Raw genomic sequence first — 12,236 nt, forward strand, 5'->3', positions numbered from 1 at the left:
ATCTTTAAGGTCACTGATAAATTAAGGCAGCCAGGAAATACCATCCAGGTTCCATCCCGGGTCTACGGTGATGCGCAGCCATGATAATAAGGTGGGCATGATATCCACGCTTTGCGGTACCGGCGCCGGTATGGCCGTATTACAGAAGTCAATTTCCTGCGCTACCCACTGTGGTGCATTATTAAACGTCAGGTCCTTTTTAAGCGGGCCGGCATCTTTTAGCGTACCGCCGGTATTTTCGATTCCCTTCCACCAGCCTATCATGCGGTCGTAATACGGATTGCCGGTTTGTACGGTATCACAATGACGATACTTCGCCATATCTGCCTTTGTCCAAACGGTGTCCCATATACGAATATTGGCCAGCGAAAAGTCGCAGTTCCCGTCTGTATAGCGATAAGTACCGGAAATATCATCTCCCACCACCAGTTTCAGATCGCTGGCAGGGGCAAACGGCGACAGGTTATTAAGGGAGCTGGTACCTACCTGCACTCCGTCCTGGTAAAGCACCACGGTGCCCGGTGCACTGCTGCGGTCAATCGTTACCGCCACGGTATGCCATTGATTATCCGTAATAGCTGGTCCACTGGAGGTAATGTCTACACGGGCACCACCCGCCCCATCACCGGCCTGAAACTTCCATTTATCACTGCCTTTCGGGCATAGCAACCAACCGGCATTGTTTCCACTCGCCCAGCTCTTGTTGCCGATAAAAGGAGGATCGCCGCCAGCAAATGTGGACGACCTTACAGATATAGCTACGGTGAACTTTTTAATACGTTCGAAATCATAGAAGGGGTCCCTGGAATAGCTGTAATCGCCGATAGCTGCATAACGAACAGCTTTCAGCGAATTCAGTGGCGGCACTACTTCATGCTTAGCAAACTTCGCATTCGCAAAAAGCGTAAAAATATTACGTTCCTCAAAAGAGTTGCTTCCTTCCTTGTTGCCGATGCCTCCATGATCGGAAGTGATGATCACCAGCCAGTCTTCCTTATCTTTATCAGGCCTGCTGTTGACCGCCGCCAGCAAATCACCTACATAGCCATCTACCGTGGTAATTGCCGTCATATATTCTTCTACATCCGGGCCATAGCCACTCTGATGCGCGGCGGTTTGTACGCCGCTGAACCCTGCCACGATGATATCAGCATTGTCCGTTTTGATACGGTTCACCGTTGTATCGCGTACTGCGGCATCGTTATCCGGCAGGTTCACCGTTACATCTGCCTGGGAAAACAACTGGCTGTTCAGGATAGACCAGGACTGTACAGACACGGTGCGTAGCTGGGGGGCCAGTGTTTTCAGGTATTTGAGGCCAATAGGATAACGGGTAAAATTACTACCCGAAAAAGTATTGCTGGTAACGCCATGTTTATTGCTCCATACCCCGGTTAGCAATGTAGACCAGGTAGCGCCACTGTTGGTAGGCGCCTGCGTTAACGCATCAAAACTGTAGATGGCGTTCGGCAACAGTCCCAGCATATGAGGTGCCTGCGCCTTACGCATCACATCTCCGCGAACACCGGAAATACCGATGAACAGTACTTTCCGTTTCACGGCGGTGGTAACCGGCGCACTGGTGGTATCGTTCGGATTGATATCCACCGGCGCATCCACTACGGCCATTTTTTCTTTGAAACAGGCTGCCAGCAACAACAGCAAGCCTGCCAGGGGAAATAATTTTTTCATCATAGCTATTAATATCGCAGTAACATAATACGGTTCAGTGGCAGCATGTCATACTGGGTAAACTGGCCAACCATGATGGCGCCATTACCATTCGGTATATTGATCATATCCAGGATCAAGCCGTTGAGCGCTCCCATCGAGTTATACCCTTTACTCATTTTCCCATCTTCATCCAGGATCACGGTACCTCCGCGTTTCACACCGGAAAACGTTTCGAATACGCCGCCCAGGAATATCTTTCCATTTTTCAGTTGGATGGCGGAAGATGGTATACCGCCGGGCCCCGCCTCAGGTCCGGTGCCCACGCTGAAACCGTCATACAACGAACCATTGGGATTTAATACCGCTACGCGGTGTGCTTCTTTTCCATTGACTTTTGAGAACATACCACCGACCAGGTAACGGCCATCTTTCAGTGGAGAAACAACGGTGACCTTATCATCCGGCCCTGCACCGGTATTGAAGCCGGGATCTATTTCTCCATCCGGGTTTAACCGGGCCACGCTGCCGGTCAACTGACCATGAAAGCGGCTAAAGCTGCCTGCCAGCATGATTTTACCATCTGCCTGTATCATGGCCGTACTGATGTATCCGTTGGGACCTTCGTAGCTGCGGCGACGGCCGGCATCAAAATTAAAGGTGGAGTCAAAGCTGCCGTCTTCATTCAACCGCATGATACCTTCCATGCGAATGCTGTCTACCAGGATAGAGTCCCGCTTACCATCCGCAGTAATACCCGCATAGTTTCTCCGCATAAAATATTTAAACCCTCCTATCAGCACCAGCTTACCACTATCCGGTGTTTGCAGTACTTTAGTAATGGCCCCGTCCAGGTAAACGTTCAGTGCCGGTATGGTATCATGGTTGCCCAATGGCGTTACAATAACGGTACTGTCATACATGCCATTTGGATTCAACCGTACAATATTGCTGACATACCCGCTTTTAAAGCGTTCGTTGTAGTTATTGAAATCACCGGCAATAATGTATTTGCCGGATGCCTGTACTACCATACTGTTTACAGTACCTGATATGCCTTTTCCCACTTTAAAATCGCGATCCACCGTACCATCTGCGTTAATACGCGCCAGGCTACGGTAGCCATTCCTGGCGCCGGAATTATCATAATCAGTAAAGCTACCACCCACCAGGTATTTCCCTCCTGGTACAAACGTAATGGTGTTAATCACATTGTCGGATGCACCCGGTACCGCATGAAAATTGGGGTCAATACTAACAGGGCCGATTACACGAAAATTAGGTCCTGCAAATAATTGCCGTTGCACCGTTAATGAAATGATACCGGTGCTGGCATTGTCAGGAACGGTAGCAGTGATACTGGATGCGGTAACCGCTGTAATCTGGCCCGGCACATCATTAAATTTGATGACCATGCCGCTGTCTTTGTACTTCAGGAAACCGCTCCCGTTAATAGTCACGGTAGCACCAATGGCACCGGATGCCGGCGCAGCAGCCGATTTATCGATCTTTATATTCAACGGCTCTTTGGCGTTGGCATAAGGATCTTTCCCGGTATAATTATCTTTTTTGCAGGCAGTGTATAACAGCAACAGGCATGCACTACTCCACAGCGAAAGTTTTTGTATGTTCCTCATGATAAATACGTTACTTTAAATATTCCTTCACCAGCGAGGCGAAAGCAAAGGGGTTAAATCCCAGTATATGATCGGAGTTCAGCACATGCACAATACCATTCCTCGTTTGCATATCAGAACTGGCTATTTTGGCGCCAATGTCCTGCGGATTGCCCAGGTCTCCGATATCCCTCAGCAGCAAACTACGGGGCCCTACATCATGCGTACCGTTATAATCAGAAAACATAACACCCAGGTTCATCACATAGCCCTGCCAGGATTCCATGTTCATGCCGGGAAATAATTCACGCTGATCAGGATCATAGCGGGGTACATCTTTCAACATATACTTATCCCGGAATATGTAGCGCGACAAAAACTTCCGCCATACCTCACCAGGTACTTCCTGGAGCTTCAGCGAGTCCTGGAACTTATTGTAACGCTCCGAGTTGATGATATTCATGGCCACTTTTACGGAGTAGTCGGTAGGGGCAAAGAAAGTAACCGACGAATCTCGCAACACGGGCTCCAGGCCTGCCAGTTGCAGGATAGTCACTACCGTATCAAAGTAATAAGGTTTGGTTTGCAGGTATTCAAAACTGGAGCCGGCAAACTTTCCTTGCTGTAAACCGGAATCTTTATAGTAATCCTTTTTACAGGCGCTGAAGCCGGCTGCCAGCAATAGCAGGAGCCATCCTATCCCCCAGCCTGTTCTTTTAAGTGATTGTGTTGCCGTCATCATTTTATCCAGTAAGTGTTTAAGGTGATGTTAGGATTATTATTACGCGCTTTCCCATCTATAGGCCAGGTCCAGCCACCACGGCTAAACTGTTCAGGGGTAAGCCAGCTTTTGCATTGGGTAGGATCTGTCACCCTGCCGGTGCGTACCAGGTCATACCAGCGTATGCCTTCTCCTATCAGTTCCCGCTGGCGCTCCAGGAAAATAAAATCCTTCAGCGCATCACCTCCACCGCCACTGTAGTTGGGAGCGCCGGCACGTTTTCTCACTACGTTTAATAACTGGATGGCTGCTGCATCCTGTCCCAGGTTGGCCAGGGCTTCAGCACCTAATAACAGTTCTCCACCGTAACGGAAAATAATCAGGTCATCATCCAGCAGCCAGGAGGTAGAAGTCACCTTGTTCACTACATTGCTGTACTTTACAAACATGGCACTGGTATTATTAGCATAGGGAGAAAAGAACCACAAGTCGCGGCGCTTATCTGCAGCATCTATCGGGAAAATACGTTTGAGATAATCGGCATCGAAATAACAGTCGCTGTTGGCGTAATCAAATACCAACGGCGAATGCAGCGTCCACTGGCCAATGCTCACATAACGGGTAGTGGTGCCGTAGTTGGCATTTACCGAAAACTCAAACAAACTTTCTTTGGTACGGCCCTTGAAAATTTTCCGGAAATCTTCTATTGGCAATAATTCGAAGGCATTGGAATCATAGATGGATTTAATGGCAGCAGCGGCATTCTTCCAGTATTGTTGTTGATTTGCTTTATCAAAACCGGCTGCCCACATATTTACATTCGCGATAAGCGCGTATACGGCGCCCCTGGCTGCGCGTACCCCCCACTTGGAGGGTTCTTCATATTGCCAGGGTAAATCATCCTTTACTGCATCCATTTCTGCCAGGCAAAACTTCAGCACCTCAATCATCGGTGTGCGCGGCAAAGGACGCTGATCATACGCTTCCACATATAGTGGTACATCTCCATAAATCCGGGAAATATAGAAATAGGTAAATGCCCTGACAAAGCGAAGCTCCGCCTGGTACTGTTTAATCTCCGTAGCCGAAAGCGCCTTCACCCCCGGCACTCTTACCAGGTTGATGTTACAGGCAGCAATAGACTGGTAAAACGGGTACCAGTCGCTCAGCTTATTCATGTTATACCGGGAAAGACGACTGGTATTAGTCAGATCCTGTGCAGCAATTGCGGCAAATACATCAAAACCATTGGGATTAAATTCTCCTGCCCGTATGTCCCCATTACACGGCACATATGGCCCGTTAGTGAGGATATCGAATATAAAACCATACGCATTAGCAATGGAAGATTCCACATCTCCTTTTGTTTTCCAGAAAGCGGCATCACTCATACGATCCGGCGGTGACACTTCAAGGAATTTCTTACAGCTGCCGGTGGTCAGCAGCACCATCATGATCAGACTTATATAAATAGTACGCTTCATACCCTGATTTTTAAAATTCCACATTTAAACCAAATGATAAGGTTCTCGCAATCGGATAACTATCCAGCCGGTCGCGCCCCAGCTCTGTTACCGCTTCCGGGTTAGGCCCGGTGTAGCCGGTGAACATAAACGGATTTGTAACGGTAGTGTAGAAACGAAGTGCATTCATATGATACCTGGAAATCCATTTCCGCTTTGCAGAATAGCCCACGGTGATGGCGTTGATCTTGATATAACTGCCATCTTCCTGGAACAGCGTTTGTAATTCCCGGTAAGCATCCGCCTTTGATTTATAATCATACGGGTTGGGATACCTCGATACATCTCCGGGTTGTGTCCAGTAATTGAGATCACCCAGGTTTACCAGTGTACCCTCATCGTACGGAGAGCGCAGGTTCACCATCCGCTCATACAAGGCGCTGTTCACTACTTTCCGTTGGAACAGGATGGTACCATTGAAATTCAGGCTAAAGCCCTTATAAGTCAGGAAAGAGTTGAAACCACCAGTGATTCTGGATATCGGAGAACCCGCTACCTGTCGGTCAGTACCATCAGTCACATAGTTGCCATCCACATCCAGGAACTTCACGTCACCTGCTTTGTAGTAGCCGTTTTTGCCGTTGCTGTAACGATACCCCGTGATCGGATCTACCGGTACATCGGCATCCGTGCGGTACACGCCCTGCGTTACATACAGGTAATTAGACAAGGCGCCATAACCCACGCGGTTAATCATAGACCCATCGTCTGATAACATCTGCGTGGCGCCACCGGGCAACGACAATAACACATCACGGTTAATAGCCGCATTCAAACTGATACTCCAGCTAAAGTCTTCCCGGGTCTTAAACGGCCGGAAGGTAATACTACCTTCATAACCATAATTGTATAACGAAGCGTCATTGGTAGTAGTGGTAGCAAAACCGGTAGAAGTAGGCAGATCGCGGGTGTACAACATATTGTACACGGTCTTCGTATAGGCGTCGAAGGTAATTCCTATTCTTCCTTTGAAAACACTCATGTCAAATCCATAGTTATACTGCTCCACCTTTTCCGGTTTCAGGGATGGGTTCGGCATCTGTCCCAGGTGCGGAGAAATACGGGTTACACCGTTGTAGTTGCCCACAACATCATACCATCCCAGCGACGCGTAGATATTGGTACTGGGTCGCAGGTTGATACCATAGCTGAAACGTAAGTCACCGAAGTCCAGCCACTCCAGGTTTTCCAGTATCTTCTCTTTATTGAAATTGTAACGCACACCAATAGATGGATTCTTTGCCCATCGTTCCTTCACACCGGAGTAAGAATTACCATCCATGCGATAGTTCAGGTTAATGACATATTTTTTATCATAGTCATAGCTGAAGTTAGCGGCTAATGCCACTGTATGAATTTCTGAAAATCCACCTGCTGCAGGGATACCTGTTACGCCGGAATAGTAAGTGCTAAAGCCCAGCGGACCATGGTAGTAATCGTTGGGCGCATTTTGCAGGTTCAACACTTTTGTTTGTCCCTGCGCAATAGTAGCCTCAGAAAAAACAGCGCCTAAAATGGTATGCTTGCCATTGAAAATCCGATTGTAGTTAATCGCTGTACGGTTATACAGGTTATTGGTACGTCCTGTAAACCCGTATACCTTGGGCATTTCAGAGTTTGCCAATGCCGGCGTAAATGTATCTTCCTGGTCCGCCGTATAGTCGTAACTGGTATTGGTAGACAACTGGATATGTGGCAGCAGCTCATACATGATGTTCAGATAGGTACGGATGTTATAGGTACGTGTATCGTTTTTGTTCATCATCGCACCGGTGAAATGTCCTACGTTGTTAAAGTAGGAAGGTCCCGGCAATAGCGAAGAGGTATAATTCTTTCCGGCGCCTACATCTGTTAAACCATTGCCACTGCCTTTTAACTTCTTACCTAACCCGGCGGCCAGGTAGCCAGATACCTGCAGGCGGGGATTGGGATTGAAGTTGATATTCTGGTTAAGAGAATAACGGTCAAACCCGGTATTTTTAATCACTCCACGTTCATTGTAGAAGTTGACGTTGGTTTTATAGTTCAGCTTCTGATCTCCACCACTCACGGATACGTTATGTGTTTGGTTGTAGGTCACCTGGTAATAGATATCCTGCCAGTTGGTAGAATTATTGAAGAAGGGATTAAGACTATCTGCCAGGAAAGGCGTTTTGGAAATACGGTTGATCTCATCTTCATTCAGGGTATTCATGATCATGCCTATCCGGTAATCGCGCTCAGACTTGCCTCCTATGGTGTTACGCAGGGAAGGCGGGAAGTTGATGAACATATTACCAGCGTAGCGGATAACAGGTACCGCCGATTGTCCACGGCGGGTAGTGATCACGATCACCCCGTTGGCACCGCGCGAGCCATACAACGAGGTAGCTTCCGCATCTTTCATCACGTCGATGGTTTCTATGTCTTCCGGTGGGATAAGCGACAAAGGGCTGGTACCCGGGCCGTTGGACTGAAAGCCATATTCATAGCCGGCATTCGCATCCACAGGCACCCCGTCGATTACGTACAACGGCGATTGTGGCGTCAGGTAGGCATCGCTGCCACCACCTTTTACCATTACCTGCGATAAACCCCGGATAGAGGCAGATCCACGGAAGCCAGGTGCACCGGTAGTTTGCTGGATATTCAGCCCTGCTACACGACCCTGCATCAACTGCTCAATATTGGAAACCGGCACATCCTGTATTTCCTTAGCCGTAATACGTGTAACCGACCCCGTTACTGTTTCCTTGGTGCGCTTCTGGTAACCTACCACCACCGATTCCTTCAGCGAAGTAGAAGAAGGTTTCAGGGAGATATTGATAGTGGCCCGGTTATTCACCGATATCAACAGCGGTTCAAATGAAATGAAACGCAATTCCAGCCTGGCATCAGCGGCTACTCTGATGTTGAATTCCCCATTAGCGTCTGTTACACCGATTGCTTTGGGCTTAGCACCAGGAGTATGTAACAATACAGATACTCCCGGCAATGCACTGCGATCCACAGACGACGACACCCGGCCTTTCACTGGTATCGTTTTATCCTGTGCCACTACTGCTGTTCTAATAAAAAAGAGTAGTAATAGTACTTGTATATATAATTTCATAAAGGCGTTGTTTAATCGTCATTGAAAATGGGATTCCGGCGGAAATAGAAGGTGATGGACCAGTCGCCGGGTTCATAGATGGCGAAACTCAAACCGAAATAAGCATCTACCCGGTTACCGCCATAACCTTTGCGGCTATATCCAAACTGGCAGTTAGCCATGCCATTGGATGCATATGGTGTAGTCAACCCTGTAAGCGGGATGGGATATGCCACGTCGTACACCACGCTGCTATCTGTTTGTTTCCGGTTAAAGCCGTGCACCAGCTGATCCCATTTGGTGTTGTTAAACAATGCCGGGTTCATGGGTTTCAGGTTTTCATCGAGGAACTTAAACGTGAGCGAATGTCCAGACTCGCTGGTTTTATTAAAATAAACAGATACCAGGGTGTCCCGCATCAGGCTATCCTTAGCATATATTAAGTTCTGCATGAAATTAGGATGGATGGTATATGGTACCTGGTAACCCGGACCATTGGGATGCTGCCGGCTTTCCTGCCTGCGCTGACGGGTATACTTATCATATTCATATGGCTCATAAGGCACCTCTTTCAATGGACGTAGTTTAAAATCCCTGATGATACGTGCATTGCCTTTATTCATAATTTTCACGTCAAACGCATAACCGCTATCCGGGTAGGTTTTGATCATAGAAGAGGGGGCACTACGGAAGATGAAATCGCCGGATCCTTTGCGTATCTCCAGGAAAGGAGCGTTTACCCATACCCGTTTGGCTTCAATTTCATCGAGTGATTTTTCAAGGCCGGTATAGTCCCGCTGCCATTCTTTTACTTTCAATGGTGTAAAGAGTTCGGCTGCGGGCTTGCCGCTGCCAAGGTCCCGGGCGTTTTCAATAGAAAAGACCATCGGGTAAGTAGATCCGTCAGGGCTGAATTGTGTGAGCTCCAGCATTGTACGACCCAATACCGGCTCATATACATCCTTCTTATTAAAGTTGGCGTTGTTACTGAGATAGTCTTTTTTCTCAGGCAGTTTTTTACAGGCAGTAGCGGTGATGGTCACTACCAGTGCGCATTTTAAATAATCTTGCCATTTCATCTGAAAAACATTTGTCGTTTATATTATTTATTGCTCCCTGATAGCGATGTAGCGAATCACTTCGGCTACTTCGTAGGTTTTACCATTCGTATCTGTGTAGGTATAGTTCAGGTTAAACAGGCTGGCTGTCTGATCAAAATAGCAGGCGCCTTTGTTATGAATGTCCTGTGTCGGAGAACCCGGAGCAGCAGTGATCGTCACTGTGTTGTCCGTATTTACGGTAAGGCGCATCAGGTAATTACTGCTCAACCGGTTGGCCATTTCTGTTTCTACGGTATTGGCGTCAATGGCGGTTAACTTCTTTGGATAGAAGTTCCATAATTGAATGTTCCCATTGGGTAATGTGGCAGCACCATCTGCAAAAATTTTCTGTTCAGCATACAGGTTCTGGTACTCACTGGCTTTACCAAAGAAAGTATTAAAGCCCACTACGTGACCGGGTTCCAGCACGTACACCATTCCGTTCGTTGTTTTAATTTCTGCAGTGGTAGCATAAGCAGATACCCAATACTTCACAAAGCGGGATCCATTCATATGAGAAAGTCGTACTACTTCTGACCCCAGTCCTTCTACGCCGGCGGCGCGGCGATTCACGAGGCGCAGGTCCATTACCCGCAGTGCTTTACTGACCAGTATTTTCCCATCTTGCCCGGCAAAATCACTACTACGCCAGCTTCCGGAGAAAAGATAGTTCCCCATGATGGCGCGCCAGGAAGAAGAGTCGATATCATTGAGTGTAACAGGTGGTTGCTGTGCCGCCTGACGATATACATTGTAATTGTCCAAAGCAGCTTTCAGGCTCTGATCTGTCGGTGCAAAAATGGTTATCGTATCTGTTTTCAATAACTGACCGAGACCACTGCGATCCAGTACCTGTAACACATCTTTGAAGTTGCCGGGTTTCGACCGCAGGTATTCGTATACGGTACCGGTATAATTCTGTGGTGGTAGTGCCTGCCGGTAGGTATTGTCTTTTTTACAGGACGCTAGCACTACACAACAGAGCAGCAATAAAACAACGCTGATTTTTCCCTGCATAATGTATGATTATTGTTGCCAGAATTTGGTTTGTGTAATTTCTTTTCCGGACGACAGCACGTCTTTGGATACCGGCCACCACTGCGCTCCCCGGGCAATATCTGCCGGCTTAAAGCTGGTATAGGTGGTAAGTTTTTCAAAGCGTACGAGGTCGTACCAGCGCCATCCTTCTCCCAGCAACTCCCTTCTTCTTTCTGCCAGGATAGCATTGGCAAGGTTGCCTGTTTTGAAATCGGGCAAATTGCGTTGTGCCCTCACTGCATTCAACTGGAAAGTGGCATCCTCGTTCTTACCGAGAAACAGCAAAGCTTCTGCACGCAGCAGCACCAGCTCTTCATAGCGGAAAACAACGATGGCCGATTGAAACAGGCGTAGCGGATCCACTCCTGTAATACCCGGCATCCTGATTTTTGTGAACATGGGAACGGGGTTACCAAATCCTGCGAAATAATTGCCGGTGGCAATACCATCCGTGCCTACTTTGTAACGGCTGTCATTGGGTTCATTAAATATCTTCAATATGCTGTCGCTGGGAACATAGATATCCGGCGTAACCCGCGATATATAGGGATCTGCCAGGGTCCAGTCTTCAATATGTCCGCTCCCGGACGACTCCTGGTAAATGTTTTTAAACGGCAGTGCAAAAATCACATTTGCTCCCTGTCCGCTAAAAGTACTGGCATCAGCGGAACCTGTCAGGGTGCTTACATCCACCAGGTTGTAGCCACCACGTGCTTTATTGTCCATGGCAGTGTGTGCATATCTTTCGGCAGAGAGATAATCGCCTTTCCATGCTGAAATATGTGCCAGTAAAGCATAAGCCGCGCCCTTGCTGCCGATAACGCCCTGCCAGATGTTACCGGGTTGTCCCCAGTAATTAGACAATAACTCCGGTGAAGTACCGTAATAACTCCAGGGCAAGTCTTTTAATGCGGTTTGCGCATCCAGCATGGCCTGCTCCAGCACCTTATCCTGTTGTTCTCTTTTTACGGGCGTAAAGTTGCCATCACCGGTATTGGTGAGCAGCGGTACATCTCCCCAGATACGTACCAGGTAGAAATAAGTGAGGGCGCGCAGGAAGCGTACCTGTGCAATATCCAGCTTCATCTCTTCCGGTGTGTAGCGGAAGTCGTGTTCATGTACCAACGCTAATTTCTCCAGGCATAAATTGGCTTGTGCGATGGCTGCATAAAAACGGCGCCAGCTTTTCCAGCCTTCCAGGGTAGCCGATGAAGCATTGAGCTGGTTGGTAGTCACTGCGCTCAGATCTGTGCGTACAGCGCTTTTGAAGTCGCCGGCACGCAGCTCTCCATATACAAGGTAGGCGTTGTTATCTGCCAGCGCTGCACGAAATAAACCATAGGTGGCAAATACCGCAGAACGCGCATCATTCCTGGTAGTCCACATATTTTTTTCCGGCACCAGGTGAGTAGGACTCACCTCCAGCGTATTTTTACAGGAAGCAGTCAACATAGCTGCTACCAGTAACACTTTTATAGGTAAACGAAGTGTTGTCAT

General features: G+C 48.0%; 8 protein-coding genes. All 8 read right to left on the bottom strand.

All coding sequences use genetic code 11. The features are described 5' to 3' along the window. Positions 1-21 precede the first annotated feature (21 nt). From J7623_RS26060 to J7623_RS26095, 8 genes are read right to left on the bottom strand one after another with little or no spacing between them, the layout of a single operon-like run. Positions 22-1,692: a LamG-like jellyroll fold domain-containing protein gene (locus J7623_RS26060; RefSeq protein ID WP_291926344.1), complete on the bottom strand. Its 1,671-nt coding sequence runs from the start codon at positions 1,690-1,692 to the stop codon at positions 22-24. Between the two features lie 8 nt (positions 1,693-1,700). Next, a complete protein-coding gene (locus J7623_RS26065; protein WP_291926347.1) occupies positions 1,701-3,308 on the bottom strand; it encodes a DUF5008 domain-containing protein in 1,608 nt (535 codons plus the stop codon). A 10-nt stretch (positions 3,309-3,318) separates the two neighbouring features. Then, a complete protein-coding gene (locus J7623_RS26070; protein WP_291926350.1) occupies positions 3,319-4,029 on the bottom strand; it encodes a fasciclin domain-containing protein in 711 nt (236 codons plus the stop codon). Beyond that, entirely contained in the window at positions 4,026-5,492 is a 1,467-nt protein-coding gene (locus J7623_RS26075) for a RagB/SusD family nutrient uptake outer membrane protein (protein WP_291926353.1), read from the bottom strand. Before J7623_RS26075 ends, J7623_RS26070 begins: the two co-directional genes overlap by 4 nt. Before the next feature lie 10 nt (positions 5,493-5,502). After that, entirely contained in the window at positions 5,503-8,622 is a 3,120-nt protein-coding gene (locus J7623_RS26080) for a SusC/RagA family TonB-linked outer membrane protein (RefSeq protein ID WP_291926356.1), read from the bottom strand. 11 nt (positions 8,623-8,633) lie between these two features. Beyond that, positions 8,634-9,680 (bottom strand): DUF5007 domain-containing protein, encoded by a 1,047-nt coding sequence (locus J7623_RS26085; protein ID WP_291926358.1) that lies wholly within the window; start codon positions 9,678-9,680, stop codon positions 8,634-8,636. 27 nt (positions 9,681-9,707) lie between these two features. Beyond that, positions 9,708-10,718: a DUF4361 domain-containing protein gene (locus J7623_RS26090; protein WP_291926361.1), complete on the bottom strand. Its 1,011-nt coding sequence runs from the start codon at positions 10,716-10,718 to the stop codon at positions 9,708-9,710. 9 nt (positions 10,719-10,727) lie between these two features. Further along, positions 10,728-12,236, bottom strand: coding sequence for a RagB/SusD family nutrient uptake outer membrane protein (locus J7623_RS26095; RefSeq protein ID WP_291926364.1), 1,509 nt, complete (start codon positions 12,234-12,236; stop codon positions 10,728-10,730).

It is taken from the genome of Chitinophaga sp., from assembly GCF_017745275.1.
Taxonomy (GTDB): Bacteria; Bacteroidota; Bacteroidia; order Chitinophagales; family Chitinophagaceae; genus Chitinophaga.

Bases quoted from the DNA above. Each gene is read 5' to 3' on its own strand.
- J7623_RS26060 (WP_291926344.1), bottom strand. From the start codon at position 1,692: ATGAAAAAATTATTTCCCCTGGCAGGCTTGCTGTTGTTGCTGGCAGCC.
- J7623_RS26065 (WP_291926347.1), bottom strand. From the start codon at position 3,308: ATGAGGAACATACAAAAACTTTCGCTGTGGAGTAGTGCATGCCTGTTG.
- J7623_RS26070 (WP_291926350.1), bottom strand. From the start codon at position 4,029: ATGATGACGGCAACACAATCACTTAAAAGAACAGGCTGGGGGATAGGA.
- J7623_RS26075 (WP_291926353.1), bottom strand. From the start codon at position 5,492: ATGAAGCGTACTATTTATATAAGTCTGATCATGATGGTGCTGCTGACC.
- J7623_RS26080 (WP_291926356.1), bottom strand. From the start codon at position 8,622: ATGAAATTATATATACAAGTACTATTACTACTCTTTTTTATTAGAACA.
- J7623_RS26085 (WP_291926358.1), bottom strand. From the start codon at position 9,680: ATGAAATGGCAAGATTATTTAAAATGCGCACTGGTAGTGACCATCACC.
- J7623_RS26090 (WP_291926361.1), bottom strand. From the start codon at position 10,718: ATGCAGGGAAAAATCAGCGTTGTTTTATTGCTGCTCTGTTGTGTAGTG.
- J7623_RS26095 (WP_291926364.1), bottom strand. From the start codon at position 12,236: ATGACAACACTTCGTTTACCTATAAAAGTGTTACTGGTAGCAGCTATG.